This window comes from Halorubrum sp. LN27 (assembly GCF_016635065.1).
Classification (GTDB): domain Archaea; phylum Halobacteriota; class Halobacteria; order Halobacteriales; family Haloferacaceae; genus Halorubrum; species Halorubrum salipaludis.
The window spans coordinates 1,159,072-1,174,948 of sequence record NZ_JAEPET010000001.1; the positions used below are offsets into that span (position 1 = coordinate 1,159,072).

At 71.9% G+C, this 15,877-nt stretch carries 18 protein-coding genes and 1 tRNA gene; 12 read left to right on the forward strand and 7 right to left on the reverse strand.

Annotated features, from left to right (window positions below):
- Positions 1-4: 4 nt before the first annotated feature.
- From JIN95_RS05730 to JIN95_RS05740, 3 genes are all read right to left on the reverse strand, one after another.
- Positions 5-2,245, reverse strand: coding sequence for a pentapeptide repeat-containing protein (locus tag JIN95_RS05730; RefSeq protein ID WP_200530771.1), 2,241 nt, complete (start codon positions 2,243-2,245; stop codon positions 5-7).
- A gap of 92 nt (positions 2,246-2,337) precedes the next feature.
- Positions 2,338-2,589 carry a hypothetical protein gene (locus JIN95_RS05735; protein ID WP_095637136.1) on the reverse strand — a complete coding sequence of 84 codons (252 nt, stop codon included), beginning with the start codon at positions 2,587-2,589 and terminating at the stop codon, positions 2,338-2,340.
- 94 nt (positions 2,590-2,683) lie between these two features.
- The gene (locus tag JIN95_RS05740) at positions 2,684-4,318 is read right to left on the reverse strand and encodes an amidohydrolase (protein WP_200530772.1); all 1,635 of its coding nucleotides are present in this window, start codon (positions 4,316-4,318) and stop codon (positions 2,684-2,686) included.
- Positions 4,319-4,399: 81 nt separating this feature from the next.
- On the opposite strand from JIN95_RS05740, the gene JIN95_RS05745 reads away from it, so the two are divergent.
- Together JIN95_RS05745 and JIN95_RS05750 are read left to right on the forward strand one after the other, a co-directional pair.
- Positions 4,400-4,849 carry a universal stress protein gene (locus JIN95_RS05745; RefSeq protein WP_095637138.1) on the forward strand — a complete coding sequence of 150 codons (450 nt, stop codon included), beginning with the start codon at positions 4,400-4,402 and terminating at the stop codon, positions 4,847-4,849.
- Positions 4,850-4,985: 136 nt separating this feature from the next.
- Positions 4,986-6,383, forward strand: a complete 1,398-nt coding sequence (locus JIN95_RS05750) for a PQQ-binding-like beta-propeller repeat protein (RefSeq protein ID WP_200530773.1) — start codon at positions 4,986-4,988, stop codon at positions 6,381-6,383.
- A 9-nt stretch (positions 6,384-6,392) separates the two neighbouring features.
- Here JIN95_RS05750 and JIN95_RS05755 read toward each other — a convergent pair whose 3' ends face one another.
- Both JIN95_RS05755 and JIN95_RS05760 read right to left on the reverse strand, forming a co-directional pair.
- A complete protein-coding gene (locus JIN95_RS05755) occupies positions 6,393-6,764 on the reverse strand; it encodes a hypothetical protein (protein ID WP_200530774.1) in 372 nt (123 codons plus the stop codon).
- 83 nt (positions 6,765-6,847) lie between these two features.
- The gene (locus JIN95_RS05760; RefSeq protein WP_200530775.1) at positions 6,848-7,882 is read right to left on the reverse strand and encodes an alpha/beta hydrolase; all 1,035 of its coding nucleotides are present in this window, start codon (positions 7,880-7,882) and stop codon (positions 6,848-6,850) included.
- Between the two features lie 49 nt (positions 7,883-7,931).
- Here JIN95_RS05760 and JIN95_RS05765 point away from each other — a divergent pair, with 49 nt between their 5' ends.
- Both JIN95_RS05765 and JIN95_RS05770 read left to right on the forward strand, forming a co-directional pair.
- Positions 7,932-9,326: a DEAD/DEAH box helicase family protein gene (locus JIN95_RS05765; RefSeq protein WP_200530776.1), complete on the forward strand. Its 1,395-nt coding sequence runs from the start codon at positions 7,932-7,934 to the stop codon at positions 9,324-9,326.
- A 227-nt stretch (positions 9,327-9,553) separates the two neighbouring features.
- Positions 9,554-9,715: a hypothetical protein gene (locus JIN95_RS05770; RefSeq protein ID WP_198951546.1), complete on the forward strand. Its 162-nt coding sequence runs from the start codon at positions 9,554-9,556 to the stop codon at positions 9,713-9,715.
- A gap of 157 nt (positions 9,716-9,872) precedes the next feature.
- On the opposite strand, the gene udk is transcribed toward JIN95_RS05770, so the two are convergent.
- Positions 9,873-10,571, reverse strand: coding sequence for a uridine kinase (udk, locus tag JIN95_RS05775; RefSeq protein WP_095637142.1), 699 nt, complete (start codon positions 10,569-10,571; stop codon positions 9,873-9,875).
- A 147-nt stretch (positions 10,572-10,718) separates the two neighbouring features.
- Between udk and JIN95_RS05780 the strand changes: the two genes are divergently transcribed.
- From JIN95_RS05780 to JIN95_RS05795, 4 genes are all read left to right on the forward strand, one after another.
- Positions 10,719-11,324, forward strand: coding sequence for a CBS domain-containing protein (locus tag JIN95_RS05780; RefSeq protein WP_200530777.1), 606 nt, complete (start codon positions 10,719-10,721; stop codon positions 11,322-11,324).
- Positions 11,325-11,386: 62 nt separating this feature from the next.
- Complete coding sequence (locus JIN95_RS05785; protein ID WP_200530778.1) at positions 11,387-11,935, forward strand: GNAT family N-acetyltransferase; 549 nt, start codon at positions 11,387-11,389, stop codon at positions 11,933-11,935.
- A gap of 83 nt (positions 11,936-12,018) precedes the next feature.
- Positions 12,019-12,092 (forward strand) — tRNA-Thr (locus JIN95_RS05790).
- Between the two features lie 72 nt (positions 12,093-12,164).
- Entirely contained in the window at positions 12,165-12,368 is a 204-nt protein-coding gene (locus JIN95_RS05795; protein WP_200530779.1) for a hypothetical protein, read from the forward strand.
- Between the two features lie 41 nt (positions 12,369-12,409).
- Here JIN95_RS05795 and JIN95_RS05800 read toward each other — a convergent pair whose 3' ends face one another.
- Positions 12,410-12,931, reverse strand: a complete 522-nt coding sequence (locus tag JIN95_RS05800) for a CinA family protein (protein ID WP_095637157.1) — start codon at positions 12,929-12,931, stop codon at positions 12,410-12,412.
- Between the two features lie 59 nt (positions 12,932-12,990).
- Here JIN95_RS05800 and JIN95_RS05805 point away from each other — a divergent pair, with 59 nt between their 5' ends.
- The 4 genes from JIN95_RS05805 (at position 12,991) to JIN95_RS05820 (ending at position 15,875) form a co-directional block, all read left to right on the forward strand.
- Complete coding sequence (locus tag JIN95_RS05805) at positions 12,991-13,692, forward strand: class I SAM-dependent methyltransferase (protein WP_200530780.1); 702 nt, start codon at positions 12,991-12,993, stop codon at positions 13,690-13,692.
- Positions 13,685-14,257 (forward strand): hypothetical protein, encoded by a 573-nt coding sequence (locus JIN95_RS05810; protein ID WP_200530781.1) that lies wholly within the window; start codon positions 13,685-13,687, stop codon positions 14,255-14,257. Before JIN95_RS05805 ends, JIN95_RS05810 begins: the two co-directional genes overlap by 8 nt.
- A 75-nt stretch (positions 14,258-14,332) precedes the next feature.
- Entirely contained in the window at positions 14,333-14,599 is a 267-nt protein-coding gene (locus JIN95_RS05815) for a hypothetical protein (protein ID WP_200530782.1), read from the forward strand.
- Between the two features lie 94 nt (positions 14,600-14,693).
- Complete coding sequence (locus JIN95_RS05820) at positions 14,694-15,875, forward strand: PAS domain S-box protein (RefSeq protein WP_200530783.1); 1,182 nt, start codon at positions 14,694-14,696, stop codon at positions 15,873-15,875.
- The last annotated feature ends 2 nt before the right edge of the window (positions 15,876-15,877 follow it).

A 15,877-nucleotide genomic window follows, 5' to 3' on the forward strand; every position in this document is an offset into this window, starting at 1 on the left:
CGCCTCAGCGGTCGACCGACCGCGTCAGGGCGAACACGAACAGCGCCACGAGGAACGCGCCGAGGAAGCCCTGCACGGAGCTGAGCAGGCGGACGGCGAACGTCTCCGCGGGCGCCGGCCCGACGACGAACGTGATGAAGCTCTGGAAGCTGAACAGCAGCAGCTCGCTCGCAGAGTCCGCCGGGTCCCCGAGCGCGGCGTAGCCGCCAGCGAAGGCGACGACGACGGCGAGCGACGACAGCAGGGTCCAGCCCGGTCGCTCCCCGTATCCCGCCGTCGCGTCGAGAACGGCGTTCGCGAGCCAGTCGTACGCGGCGACCGCCCGGTCGGTCCCGCGCGTCGACCGGAGGTCTGCGGCGTGGCCCGCACGGCGGTGGCGCATTTCGCGCCTGAAGAACTCCGCCGCCGCGGTCGCGTCCCCGACGGCGTTGGCGCCCGTCTTCGCCTGTTGGTACGTCGTCTCGAGCCGTCGGGGACCCGGGTCCGGCTCCGGGAGGTCGGCGGCCCCCTCGCAGTCGTGGAGGCGCCAGCCGGTCGCCTCGAGCGCCCCGTGGTAGGGGGCGAACCGGAAGCCGTCGAACTCGGTCCCGAGGAACCGGACCGCGGCGAGCGGACCGACCGGCCCGTCGTCCGCGTCGATCCGGATCCGACCGACTCGGGCGTCGGCGAGGTCGTACGTGACGGTCCCGTCGCCGGGATGGGCGATCGCCCCCTCGTCGATCGAGCCCCGGCGGAGGCTCACCGTCGGCCGGTCGTCCCCCGCCTCGGCGGGAGCGACGTCGCTCCGGAGACGACCGATCTCGCTCTCGTCGAGTCGGATGTCGTCGCCGGCGCGAACGTCCTCGAAGCCGGCGAGGTGGTCGAAGCGAACCGACCTCGCGTCGAGGCCGCCGTCGAACCGCGCGCCGGTCGCGTCGACGGCGTCGCCGAACGTCGTCCGGCTCTCCGTCTCCGGGTCGTGGAAGGCGACCGGTCCCCCGCAGGTCACCCACCGGAGGTCGACGCCCGACCGGCACTCTGCGCCGGCCAGCGACAGTCCCGCCCCGAACCGGGTGGCTTCGCCGCGCTCGCCGCCGTTACAGTCGACTTCGCCGGCGACGACCCCGCCGTCGAGCGCCACCGGCCCGTCGAACTCGCAGGCGACGATCGAGAGCGGGCCGCCGACCCGGACCCCGGTCGCGGAGAGGGGCGCGGTCGTCTCCGTCCGGTCGAGCGTCAGTCCCCGCGCCAGCTCGGCGCCGTCGAGACGCCCCCGACCAGACACCGTCGCGTCCGCGACGTACAGCCGCCCGTCGAAGACGGTCTCGCGGAAGTCGAACCCGGCCTCGAACGTCGCCCGCTCGAAGTCGACCGCGCCGTCGAACCGGGTCTCGGTGCTGTGCTGTTCGGGGTGGAACTGAACCGGCGCTCGGAACGTCGCGTACCGGAAGTCGGTCGGTCCCCTCACGGTGACCCCCTTGAACACGACCGGACCGTCGACGGTCATCCCGTGGTCGGCGCTCGCGTCGTTCCCGTTGAACCCGTCACCGAAGGCGCTCCCGGTGAACGCGAGCGCCCCGCCGACCGACGCGCCCATCGCCCGGACCTCGCCCGCGAACGTCGCGTCGGCCGCGAGGACGGAGCCGCCGACCGCCGCGCTGTTCAGCTCGGTCCGCTCGTCGACGCGAACCAGGTTCGCGCTCAGCGTGCCGTCGATCTCGGCGTCGCTGACCGCTAACCGACCGAGATCCGCCCGCGTGACGCTGAACGACCCGTCGATCGTCGCGAACGCGAAGTCGGCGACGCCGTCGACGGTCGCCTTCGCGAGGTCGACGCTCGCCGCGCGGAGGTCCTGACAGCGGAGGTCGCCGTAACACGTCAGTCCGCCCGCCTCGAAGCCGCCGTCGACGGTCGCACCGTCGAGCCGGAGATCGCTGCCGACGGTCGCGCCGCCGAGCGCGAGCTCCCCGACGCTCGCGTCCGCGAGATCGACGGTGTGAGACCGATCGGGAGCCAGAAGCGTCCCTTCGGGAAGCGCGAGCCGCTCGATCGTCGCCCCGTGGAAGCGTCGGCGGCGCGGGTCCGACTCCCCGGCCGCGACCGCCGCCTCGAACGCCGCGGCGACGCGCTCCGCGCTCGCGTCGCCCGCGGGCCGATGGAACACGCACCGCTCGCCGTCGTCGGTCGGGTGCGGACACTCCCAGCCGGCGGGGGCCGCGTCGGCGCTCTCGTGGACGTACGCGCACCGGCCCTCGGTCTCGCTCATGGCGATGGCAACGCGGAAGGGCCGAATAAGAATTCCCACCCGCGGCGGACGGGGCCGCCGTCAGCGAACGCGGTCGCCCGGGAGGCGACCGATCACGACACCTCGGAGAGCCGCCGCCGTACCGCGGTCACCGCCTCGACGGCGTCGATCCACTCCCGCGGATCCGTACACCAGATGCGGTCTCCCTCGACGCTGACGCAGAACACGGACTCGCTGGATGGCGCGAGGGTGACTCGGTCGACGTCTGAGCGGTCGCCGAGGTAGGAGTCGATCAGGCGTCGAGCGGTCTCCGCCTCCGACCGGAGGCGACTGCCGGCGGCGTACTCGATGGCGATCTCGGCCATACCTCCTCGTTAGATTCTACACGATTAATAACTACTGTATTCTGGCAGCGCTTGCGGGGTTTCAGACTGGAACTGCGCGCGTTCTCGGACCCCCTCACCGCCCGTCGTACACGACCTCGCCGTCGACGACCGTCATCGCGACGCCGATCTCGCGTATCGCCGACGGCTCCTCCCACGGCGAGGCGTCGAGGACGGCGAAGTCGGCGCGCTTGCCGGGTTCGACCGTGCCGAGCCGGTGCTCGTCGAAGCCCGCGTAGGCGGCGCCGCGGGTGTACGCGCGCAGGGCCTCGGTCACGGTGAGCCGCTGCGCCTCCGCGGGGGCGTTGACGGCGTGGTGGACGCCGAGTACGGGGTCCATCGGCATCCCGTCGGAGCCGAACGCGAGGCGGACGCCCGCGTCGAGCATGTCGCGGTAGCGGTTCGTCGCGGCGGTGCGTTCGGCCCCGAGACGCGCCTCGTAGAGCCCGTCCTCGGCCGCCCACTTGAGGAAGTTTGGCTGGACGCTGGCGACGACGCCGGTCTCGGCGAGCCGCGCGATCGCCGCGTCGTCGGCGAGCTCGACGTGTTCGATCCGGTGGCGCGCCTCGCCGGGGTCGGTCTCGGCGGCCTCCTCGTAGGCGTCGAGGACGGCGTCGACCGCCTCGTCGCCGATGGCGTGGGCGGTGAACTGGTAGCCGGCCGCGGTCGCGTCCGCGACGGTCCCCGCCAGCTCGTCGGGGTCGACGACCCACTGGCCGGTCTCGTCGGGCGCGTCCGCGTACGGCTCGGAGAGCCGCGCGGTCCGCCCGCCGAGGCTCCCGTCGGTGTAGGACTTGATCGCGCCGGTCTCGACCATGTCGCTGCCGGCGTTCGTCGGGAGGCCGACCTCCCGGAGCGCGTCGAGGTGGTCGCTCCAGTAGTTGATCCGGACGCGCGCGGTCAGCTCCCCGGCGGCGTCCAGGTCGCGGTAGGCGCGCGGGGCGTGCGAGTTCCGGACCATGTCGTGAAAGCCCGTGATCCCCTTCGCGGCGCAGTCGTCGAGCGCAGCGGCGACCAGCTCCCGGGTCTCGACCGGACCGGGCTCGACCGCCTCATAGATCGGATCGATCGCGCTCTCCAAGAGGACCCCCGTCGGCTCGCCGGCGTCGTCGGTCGGCACCGTCTCGTCGGGGACACTCGCCAGCTCGTCCGCGAACCGGTCGAGGACGACCCCGTTGACCGCGGCGACGTGCATGTCCTCGCGGAACGCCGCGACCGGGCGCTCCGTCGAGACACGGTCGAGGTCCTCGCGGGTCAGGTAGCGGTCCTCGTCCCACGTCGACTCGTCGTAGCCGTAGCCGAGCACCCAGTCTGTCGGGGAGTCCGAACCGGTCGGGGAGTCCGAACCGGTCGGGGAGCCCGAACCGGCTAGGGAGTCCAAATCGGGGGTGGAGCCTCCGACCTCGTCGGCCCGCCGCTCCAGCAGGTCGACCGCCTCGTCGGGCGAGCCGGCGGCGGAGAGGTCGGCGTGGACGAGGGAACGCCCGACCGTCGTCAGGTGGGTGTGCGCGTCGACGAACCCGGGGAGGAGCACGCGCCCGTCGAGGTCGATAACCTCGGTGTCGACCCCTTCGAGGAACCGCACCTCGCGGCTCGGGCCGAGGCGGACGATCTCGCCGTCCCGCACGGCGACGGCCTCGTGGGTCTCGTCGGGGGTCGCGAGCGTGTGTATCTCCCCGTTCACGAACAGGCGATCCGCGGCGTCGGTCATGGGCGAGACCGGGTGTGGGAGCGTGGTAAGCGTTCGGGAAACGGCGACCGATTTATTCGGTGACGGGACGTATCCTCGGGTATGTACGACCGCATACTGCTCCCCACGGACGGTAGCGAGGGCGTCGACCGCGCGATCGACCACGCGATCGACGCCGCCGAGCGCTACGGCGCGACCCTCCACGTGCTGTTCGTCGTCGATACCGACGTGGTCAACGCCTACTCCGGCGACGAGTTCGTCGACGGCTCGGAGGGCGCCGAGGAGACCCTCGAAGAGCGCGGCCGCGAGGCGCTCGACGAGGTGGCCTCGCACGCGGCCGACGCCGGCGTCGACGCGGTGACCGAGCTGGTGTACGGCGTCCCCCACGAGGAGATCCTCGGCTACATCGACGACGCGGACATCGATCTCACGGTGATGGGATCGAAGACCCGGTCGGGCGACTACCGCCGGATGCTCGGGTCGGTCACCGAGCGCGTCTCGCGGCAGTCGACCGCGCCGGTGAGCATCGTGAAGACGACCGTCTCGGAGTGAGGTTCCGGGAAGTTCGGCGCGAACTGACAGTTCCGGCCGGATTCGCGTTCAATTCGGGAGACTCGAAGCACCCTTCAATCTCTCCGTATTTGTCTCATCACGACAATTTATAGTGGGATGACACTGTAGGGCGTCCATGCAAGGCTCTTCCGGGAGGCGGGACTGGCTCAGACTGAGCGCGCTCGGTATCGCCGGGCTCGGCGGCTGTCTAGGAGAGTTACGAGAGATCGGGGTGCCGTCGGACCCGTCGCCGACGACGGGCGAGGACGCGACCGACGAGTCGGAGGGGGACGCCGACGGGTCGAACGAGACCGCCGCGGAGGACGACGGCGCGGATCCGGAGACGCGGGAGATCTCCGGTCCGTCCTCGGTCGATCACGCCTTCGTCGATTCGCGGAACAGCATGGCGCAGCGGGAGGCGACCGCCCCCGAGTCGGCGCCGATCGTCGACTGGGACGCGGACGTCTCGGACCTGAACACGCGTATTTTCACGACGCCGGTCGCGGGCGAAGAGACGGTCGTCATCTCCCCGTTGACCGACGTGGTCGCGTACGCGCGCGAGACGGGCGAGGTTCGGTGGCGGCTCTCCGAATCGGCCGTTGACAGCTACCGGACCGTGGCGAGCGTCTTCCACCGCGACGGGAACGTGCTGTTCGCCGGCGTGAACGACCGAACGCGCGGTTGGGAGCTCGTCGCCGTCGACGCCGCGACGGGAACGGAAGCGTGGACCGTCGAACTTCCGACGGAGGAGACGGAAAGCGTGAGAACGATGATCGTCGCGGGGGATCGCGCGATCGCGGTGACGAGCAGCGACGACTCCGAGAGCCCGCGGACCGACCTCATCGCCGTCGATCTGTCGGGCCGATCGGTCAGCTGGACGGCGCGACTCGGTCGGTCCCGACTCAACCCCGAGGACCTCGCCGTCTCGGGCGAGACTCTCGTCGTGACGACCGACGAGGCCGCTGCGGACGTGGACAACGTCGTCGCGTTCGATCTCGCCGAGCGCGAGCGGCTGTGGTCGCGGCGGCTCCGGATCGGCGAGGCGATCCCCGTCGTCGGCGACGGGCGGCTGTATCTGCCGACCGACCGTCCGGCCGACGAGTCCGGGTTCGAAGGGATACGCTCGCTCTCGCTGGCCGACGGGTCCGAATCCTGGCGGTTCGAGTTCCAGAACCCGCCGCGAACCGGCGTGACCGTCGACGGTGACCGAGTGTTCGCCGTCGGCGGGGGCTCGCTGTACGCGATCGACGCGTCGAGCGGGGAGGCGCTTTGGTCGTACGCTCCGGACGGGGATCCGCGGATCGCCGGCGGATCGAGCACCCTCCCGATCGCGACGCGGAACCACCTCCTGCTGGGGAGTAGATACGGTGACAACGGGCGTATCCGCGCCGTGGAGAAAGCGACCGGCGAACTGGCCTGGTCCGTGGAGCTGTCCGAGGAGACCGCGTACAGTCCGTTCGTCGTCGGCGACCACCTGTACGCGTTCGCGTTCGACCGGGCCGGCGACGACGGGACGCTGTACTCGCTCCACTGAGGGAACCGCTCAGATCGCGCCGAGCGACCGGACGAAGGGCACGCCGACCGCGTCGGTGACGCCCGCGAAGGGGAGCACCGCCAGCACCAGCACCGCCGACGCCCACGCGACGAACCCGATGATCGCCGCGTGGACCCACGAGGCCCCGTAGCGCGCCCGGATGACCCAGACCCACGCGAGGAGCGGGAGGAACTCGCCGATCAGCGGGACCCACGAGAGGAAGAACGCCGTGAGCCCCCAGACGATCGCGCCGACGAGCGCCGTGAACACGGCGTGGCCGTAGTCGCGCGCGCCGGTGACGACCGCGGCGGCGATGAAGATCGCCAGCCCGCCCACGAGCAGGCTGACGACGAACGTGACCGCCGATCCGATGACACTCATGGTCGCCCGTTTCGCGGCGAGCCACTTGGTGGCGTCGCCGTCGCCGGCGTCGCGACGGCCTCCGGAGGGACCGCTCCCGACGCTCAGAGCCGGTCCCGCACGTCGGTCGCGACCGCCGACAGCGCGGCCTCCGCGGCGCCGACGCGGTCGGCGAGGCTACAGAACCCGTGCGCCATCGCCGGGTAGTGGCGGTGTTCGACCGGGGTCCCCTCGCGCTCGAACCGCTCCGCGAGGGCGACCCCGTCGTCGCGGAGGGGGTCGAAGCCGGCGGTGACGACCGTCGCGGGCGGGAGGTCGCCCAGGTCGTCGGCCCGCAGCGGGACCGCGAACGGGTTGTACGCGTCGACCGGGCTCCGGAGGTAGCTGTCGAAGAACCACCGCATGTCCGCCCGGGTGAGGAGGGGGCCGTCGGCGTTCTCGCGGTACGAGTCGGTGCCGAAGTCGCGGCCCGCGATCGGGTACAGGAGGAACTGGCCGGCGATCTCCGGGGGTTCGGCCCCGGCGGGCTCGGCCCCCGACGGCCCGGCGCCGAACTCGCGGGCGTGCAGCGCCGCCGCGAGCGCGAGCGTCCCGCCGGCGCTGGTGCCGGAGACGCCCAGCCTGCCCGGGTCGCCGCCGAGCGCCGCCGCGTTGCGCGCGACCCACGCGACGGCCGCGGCCGCCTCGTCGACCGCCGCGGGGAAGGGGTGTTCGGGGGCGAGCCGGTAGTCGACGGAGACGACCACCGCGTCCGCGCGGGTCGCCAGTTCGCGACACGGGCCGTCGATCGAGTCGAGCGTGCCGAGGGTCCAGCCGCCGCCGTGGAAGTGGACGAGGGTGCGGGCGCCGGCGTCGGTTTCGGCGTCGATGTCGCCGGCGGTGTCGCCGTCGCCGGCGCGGTCGGTCGTTCCGCCGAGGGCCGCCTCCGGTCGATACACCCGCACCGGAACCTCGCCGTGCGGCCCGTCGAACGCGAGGTCCCGCACGTCGGCGACGGGCGGCTCCGGGTCGCCGGAGAACACCTCGTCCTCGACGCGCCTCGCCGCGTCGACCGAGAGCGCGTGCCAGTCCGGGAGCCCGAGCGCCTCGATCTCGTCGACGACGGCGGCGATCTCGGGGTCGAGTTCGTCCGCGCGCATGGCGGACGGAGGCGGTGCCCCTTTGTAAGTCGGTCGGCAACGTCCGCCGATGGACGTCCGGCTGACCTACGAGGACGGGACGATCCGGGTCGCCGCCGGCGGAGGGACCCCCGCAGGGGACGCCCTCGAGTCGCTCCCGCCCCTCCCCGGCGTCGAGAGCGATCCGCGGTCGGGGACCGGACGAGCCCCCGCCTACCGCTACGCCGCGATCCGGCGTGCCCTGGAGGTCGCCGGGGTAAGCGTCGAGGACCGCGTGCTGGACGCGAGCGACCGCGCCGCCGAGGCGGTCGGGCTCGCCGACGGCCTCGCGACCGACTACGACCTCCGGGAGTACCAGCGCGAGGCGCTGGACGCGTGGCGCGACGCCGGCGACCGCGGCGTGCTCGAACTCCCGACCGGGGCCGGCAAGACCGTGATCGCGATCCGCGCGATGGTCGAGCTGGGCGTGCCGACGCTCGTCGTGGTCCCCACCGTCGACCTCCTCGATCAGTGGCAGCGGGAGCTGGAGGCGGAGTTCGACGTCCCGATCGGTCGGTTTGGCGGGGGCGAGCAGCGGCGGGAAGCGATCACGGTGTCGACCTACGACTCGGCGTATCTGAAGGCGGAGGACGTCGGCGACGCCTTCGAGTTCGTCGTCTTCGACGAGGTCCACCACCTCGGCGGCGAGGGGTACCGTGACGTGGCGCGGCTGCTCGCGGCGCCCGCGCGGCTCGGCCTGACGGCGACCTTCGAGCGCCCCGACGGCGCCCACGAGACGGTCGCGGAGCTGATCGGCGATCGCGTGTACTCCCTCGACGCCGACGACCTGGCGGGCGACCACCTCGCGCCCTACGACATCCGGCGGATCGAGGTGGAGCTGACGCCCGACGAGCGCGAGCGCTACGACGAGAAGCAGGGCACCTTCGTCGAGTACGTCCGCGACGCGGGGATCACGTTCACCAGCGGGAGCGACTACCGGGAGCTCGTCAAGCGCTCCGGGAACGACCCGGCCGCCCGCGAGGCCCTCCTTGCGAAGCAGGACGCCCGCGAGATCATGATGAACGCGCGCCGGAAGATCGACCGGCTCGAATCGATCCTCGACCGCCACCGGGACGACCGGGTGATCGTGTTCACCGCCCACACCGACCTCGTCTACCGGCTCTCCGAGCGGTTCCTGCTCCCCGCGATCACCGCGGAGACGGGCGCGAGGGAGCGCCGCGAGATCCTGGAGCGCTTCCGCGAGGGGACGTACGGTCGGGTTGTCGCCGCCAACGTCCTCGACGAGGGCGTCGACGTGCCCGACGCGAACGTCGCGGTCGTGCTCTCGGGCTCGGGCAGCGAGCGCGAGTTCACTCAGCGGCTCGGCCGCGTGCTCCGTCCGAAGGAGGACGGCGGCCGAGCGATCCTCTACGAGGTCGTCAGCGCGGAGACCGCCGAGGAACGGGTGGCGAGCCGGCGGCGGTGAGCGCGATCAGCCGAGTTCGGACGTACACCCTCGGTGCGTCGAAACCCTTCAGAAGTGATAGTTCGTGATCTAGCGACGGTCGATGTGGGTCCCTCATGTGGTACCTGTTCAATTCATTCGGTTCGAAATTATCGAACCTACATCTCATCGGGTATTCATTTTCAGCCGTTGGGAATAATCGCGGTGTTTTGAACGGTACAACACGTACGCTCCACTGGAGGCAAACTATGTCCGTCTCAACCGTCGAGCGCGACATCTTCGGCGACTCGCTGGCGCCGATCGAACGACTCGTGTGCGGACTGATCGTCGCCGTCGGGGCGATCGGACACGCTGCGTTGGGGGCCGCGGCCGTGTTGCTCTTCTACGCAGTCGTCACGACCGCCCTGTGACGGCCGTGAACGGGCGACGAAACCTCAATGCGTCCGGTTTTACTTCCGGACGTATCACCGAGACGGGAAGAAACGGAGCCGCTGGCTGAGAAATGCGGCTCGGAGACGCGTCGGGTCCCGGCGGGTTTGTATCCAGGCGGGGCCGTGTCCGGACGGCTCAGTCGTCGCCGTCCATGTCGAGCGAGCGCTTCTCGCCGAGTTCCTCTTCGAGGCTCCCGCGCTCCCAGCTCCGGACCGCGTCGCCCTCGACCTCGGCGCGGAGCTTCTCTTCGAGGAGGTTCACGGCGACGCTGTTGGCCCCCTCCGGGATGATCACGTCGGCGTGTTTCTTCGAGGGCTCGATGAACTGCTCGTGCATCGGCTTCACGGTCGAGAGGTACTGGTCGATGACGCCCTCCAGATCGCGGCCGCGGTCGATCACGTCCCGGCGGATCCGGCGCAGGATGCGCACGTCGGCGTCGGTCTCGACGAACAGCCGGAGGTCCATCATGTCGTTTATCTCCTCGTCGTACAGGGCCAGGATCCCTTCGAGCACGATCACATCCGTCGGTTCGACCTCGATGCGTTCCTCCTTCCGGTTGTGGATCTCGAAGTCGTACTGCGGCATCTGCACGGACTGCCCCTCTAACAGGGACTCGAGGTGCTCTCTGAGCAGTTCCCACTCGAACGCGGAGGGGTGGTCGTAGTTGACGGACTCGCGCTCCTCGAAGTCGAGGTGCGAGAGGTCCTCGTAGTAGTTGTCCAGCGGGATGCGGGTGACGCTGTCGCCGAGGTCGCGGGTGACGAGCCGGGAGACCGTCGTCTTCCCCGCGCCGGTCCCCCCCGCGATCCCGATCACGAACGAGGGAATGGTCATACCCCCGCCTCGGGCGCCGGAGGGTTTGAAGCCTCCTTTTCGTCGCCGTCGTCCGCGCGGCTCGACCGCTGATCGCCAGGCTACGCGAGGAATACGTAAAACGATACCGGGGGCACCTTTTAGCCGTTCGCCGCGAAATCACGTGCCATGCGAACAGACACCACGGTTCGCGACGTGATGCATCGCGAGTTCCTCGGCGTGAGCGAGTCGGACCCGCTGCGCGACGCGGCGGCGCTGCTGATCGACGAGGGGACGAACTGCCTCGTCGTCCTCCGGGGCGGCGAGGCGGTCGGCCGGCTGGGCTGCCGCGACGCGCTCGGCGCGCTCCTCGACGCGGGGACCGAAGCTGGCGACGGCGGCGACCCCGGACTCACGGTCGGCTCGGTCATGGGGCCGCCGCTCCCGGCGGTGGCGCCCGACGACGCGCTGGCGACCGTCGAGGAGCGGCTCGTCGCGGACGGGGTCGACCGCGTCGTCGCGGTCGAGGAGGGGGAGGCGGTCGGCGTCGTCACCGCGAGCGACGTGCTCGCCGCGGGCGCGCCACGGACCGGTGAGGGCGCCCGCGACCCGCTCGCCGACGAGGGTGCGACGGGGAACCCGCGGCGCGGCGACGAGGCGATGATGGGATCGGACGGCGGCGTCGACCCTGCCGGCTCTCCGACGCAGGGCGTCTGCGAGAGCTGCGGCGCGCTCGTGCCCGACCTCGTGAGCGCGAACGGACAGGCGGTGTGCCCGGAGTGCCGCGAGGTGTGACGCGATCCCGACCGATTTCTCGCCGGTAGGCTCAAACGCCCGGCGCGCCGAGGACCGAACGAATGGTCGACAGCGACAGCCCGCGCGTCACGCCCGCCACCGTCGACGACGTCGACCCGATAACCGACCTGTGGATCGCGCTCGCGGAGGGCCAGCGGGCGCACGGGTCGACGCTGCTCGCCGAGGGGAACCGAGCCGCGGTCCGCGAGTGGGTCGCGCGCTCGGTGGTCACCGGCGAGCTCTTCGTCGCGCGGGACGGCGGTGCCGACGAGGAACACGACGGATCGCGCGAGGACCCGATCGGCTTCGTCGGGTTCGCGCTCGACCACGGCGGCTACGAGCGCGACCGGACCCGCGGAACGGTGAGCAACCTGTTCGTCGTCCCCGAGCGCCGCGGCGAGGGGATCGGGACCGACCTCTTGGACGCCGCCGAGCGGGCGCTCCGCGAGGCTGGCGCCGAGACCGTCGCGTTAGAGGCGCTCGCCGCGAACGACCGGGCCCGCGAGTTCTACGCGGACCGGGGGTACGAGACGCACCGCGTGGAGCTGACGAAGTCGCTCGCGGCTGGGGACGGGGCGGACGATGACGACGGCGACGACGCCAGCGACTGATCGCGACACGGCGCCGCCACCGACACGGTCACCTTCGCGGAAAGCGACACGCACTCATAGGTGGGCCGAGTACGCCCGCCTGCGCCAGGGGAGCATGGGCGGTTCATGCACTCGACTTGTAATCGAGACTTCCGGGGTTCAAATCCCTGCCCTGGCTCTTCTGCCGGACCGACGCGAACCCGATGCGCCGCGGAGATCCGTTTATATTCGTCCCCCGCGGATCCGGGGTATGGATCGGATCGACGCCCTGCTTCTCGGCGTTTCCGGCGTCGTCGCCGCGCTCGTGTTCGCGGGCGCGCTGTCGGCCGGGGCGCTGTTCGGCTTCGACGAGTCCGCGGCCCGCCCGATCCGGCTGCTCGCCGCCGAGCCGCTGGCGTGGATCGTCGTCGCCGCGCTGCTCGTCGCCGTCGTCGGCCACGCGTACCTCGACTGACGGGTCCGCGCCGACCGGCAGCCGGATCGACTGCCGCTGCCTCACGCCTCGCTCGCTCCCTCGTCCGCGATCGCCCGGACGAGCGCGTCGAGCGCGGTCTCGACCGCCCCGCGCTTCACCGCGTCGCGGTCCCCGTCGAGGACGGCCCGCTCCGTCCGGACGAACGACTCCTGGGTCCCCCACGGCGCGGCGTGGGCCACGCCGACGTACACGAGCCCGACCGGCTTCTCGTCGGTGCCGCCGGTCGGCCCGGCGATGCCGGTCGTCGCGACCGCCCAGTCCGTGTTCGCCCGGTCGCGCGCGCCGGCGGCCATCTCGCGGACGACCGGGTCGCTGACCGCGCCGTGGGCGTCGAGCGACTCCCGGGACACCCCGAGCAGCTCGCGTTTGGCGTCGTAGGTGTACGTGACGAACCCCCGGTCGAAGTACGCGCTCGCGCCCGGCACGTCGGTCACGCGCGACCCCACGAGCCCGCCGGTCAGCGACTCCGCGGTCGCGAGCGTCTCCTCGCGGTCGGTCAGCAGGGCGTTGAGGCGCGCGGCGGCGTCGGTCGAATCGGCCATGGACGCCCTGCGGGCGACACGCCCCTGAGGTTTACGCCGCGGGGCGCCGAAGGACGACCGTGACCGACACCGACTGGGACGACCGGTTCGCGTCCGGGGAGTACCCGCGCGCCCCGGAGCCGTCACCCGTGCTGCGCTCGTACGAGCCCGCGATCCCCGACGGCCGCGCGCTCGACGTGGCCACGGGCACCGGCCGCAACGCGATCTACCTCGCGGACGCGGGGTACGCGGTCGACGCCCTCGACGCCTCCCGCGAGGGGCTCTCCATCGTCCGCGAGCGCGCCGCGGAGCGCGGCGTCGCGGACCGGGTCGAGACGATCCAGGCCGACGCCGGGACCTACGGCTTCCCGGCGGAGGCGTACGAGCTGATCGCGATGAGCTTCTTCCACGCGCTCGACCGGTTCGCGGACCTGACCGAGTCGCTCGCGCCCGGCGGCTACCTGTTCGTCGAGGGGCACCTGCGGTCGGCCGACGCGACGCCCTCGGGACCGAGCAGCGACCGCTACCGGTTCGCGGCCAACGAGCTCCTGCGCGCCGGGCTCGGGCTGACCGTGCTGTACTACGACGAGACGACCGAGGAGCGTCCCGGCGACCGCCGGCGCGCGACCGCTCGGCTGCTCGCGCGCCGGTCGCACGGCGGGCGGCAGACGTATCCGCCCCGTCCGGACGAGGGGGACGAGAGGTGGGGAAGCGACGAGAGGAGAGGAAGCGGCGAGAGCGACGGTAGCGAAGGCGGATTCGCGGCGCAAACGGATGGCTGACGGCGACGCCCCCGGTGCGGCCCTCCGGAAACTGGTCGCGGAGGCGGTCGGCGCCGAAGGGGACACCGTCCAGACGGCCGGCGCCGAGACGGGCGATACGGAAGCGATCGCCGCCGGCCTCGCCGAGCGCGGCGAGGACCCGGGGCCGGCGGCTCGACTCCCCGAACTCGTCGCCTCGGGCGACAGCGTCGTCGGGGTCGTGCCTCGCGCCGACACCGCCCTCGCGCGGCGGGTGTTGGGGAACGGCGACGGCGACGGCGAGGGGCGGGGCGTTGCCCGCGAGGAGGGCCGGACCGTCCGCCTCGTCTTCACCGGGCGGGCCGCCGACCGACTGGCCGGCCCCTCGGGAGCCGTGATCCGGTCGGTCCTCGCCGAGCACGGGGTCGACGCGCACCGCCACGACGGCGACTCCCCGATCGGCGTGCTCCTCGTCGGCGACCGGGCCGTCGTCGGGCTGTTCGACGACCGCGGGCTCGCCGCGCTGCTGTGGTCGGACGCGCCGGCGGTCCGGGAGTGGGCGGCCGCGACCTGCCGGCGCTACCTCGCCGCGGCCGAGCCGGCGTGAGCGCGCACCGCGAGGACGCGCCGCGCCGTGAGAGCGCGCCGCATCGTTTTTGCACCCGTCCCGCGAAGGGAGGGTATGAAGGCCCTGCTGCTGTTGGTCGCCGGAATCGGCGGACTGGTCCAAACGCTCGTCCCGCGGCGGGTCGTCCGCCTGTGGACGAAGGCGCTGTATCGAAACGCCGGAGAGGCCGAGCCCCGCGAGTGGGTCCACGTCGCCGCGCGCGCCGAGGGCGCCGTGCTCGTGCTCGCGGCGCTCGTCGGGCTGTACGGCGTCGCGACCGCCGAGGACGACGAGGGGGCTGCCGGCGACGCCGTCGAAGACATCGACGCCCTCGGGGAATAAGCGCGGAGAAGAGCCTTCTCGGACCGGCGTCTCGTGGAGGACCGTTTCGCGACCACCCGAACGTATTTGCACGGGGTCGTGGTATGGTATCGCAATGTCGGACCCGCCCCTTCGTCCGCACGGGGAGCACGACTCGGTCGTCCGGGTGTTACACGTCGACGACGAGCCGGCCTTCCTCGACCTCGTCGCCACCTACTTAGAGCGAATGGACGACGGGTTCGAGATCCGGTCGGAGACGGACGTTGACGCCGCGCTCGACGCGATCGAGTCCGGGGAGATCGACTGCGTAGTCAGCGACTACGAGATGCCCGGGACGGACGGATTGGCCTTCCTCGAACGCGTCCGCGAGCGCGATTCGGCGGTTCCGTTCGTCCTGTTCACCGGAAAGGGGAGCGAGGAGATCGCGAGCGAGGCGATCTCCGCCGGGGTCACGGACTACATCCAGAAGCGCTCGGGGACCGACCAGTACACGGTGCTCGCGAACCGGGTCCGGAACGCGGTCGATCAGTCCCGTTCGCGGGCGGCGCTGGCGGCGAGCCAGGAGCGACTCTCGCGGTTCATCGAGCAGTCGCCGCTCGGGACGATCGAGTACGACGAGGCGTTCCGTATCGTTCGGGTGAACCCGGCGGCCGAGGAGATCCTCGGCTACTCGGAGTCGGAGCTGATCGGCGGGACGTGGACGCGCTTCGTCCCCGAAGAGCTCCACCGCCACGTCGCGGCGGTCGAACGGGAGCTCCTCTCGGACAAGGGGGGGTACCGGAGCGTCAACGAGAACGTGCGCGCCGACGGCGAGCGGATCCGCTGCGCGTGGCACAACCAGGTGGTGACCGACCAGGACGGCGAGGTGATCCGCGTCTTCTCGCAGTTCGAGGACGTCACGGAGCAGGCGACCCGCAAGCGGGAGCTCGAGCGCACGAACGCCGTCCTGTCGACGGTGCTCGACACGCTCCCGGTCGGCGTGCTCGCCGAGGACGCCGACAGGCGGGTCATCCGCGTCAACCGCCGCCTGTACGACCTCCTCGGTCTCGACGGGGACCCGTCGGCGGCGACCGGTCGCGACTGCGCGCGGCTCGCCGTCGAGATGAGCGAGCTGTTCGACGACCCCGAGTCGTTCGTCGAGGGGATCGAGGCGATCGTCGACGCGCGCCGACCCGTCGACGACGAGCGGATCGCGCTCGCCGACGGCCGCGTCCTCCTGCGGACGTACCGCCCGATCGACCTGCCTGACGGGCGCGGCCACCTGTGGGCCTACCGCGACGCGACCGACCGGGGGTAGGA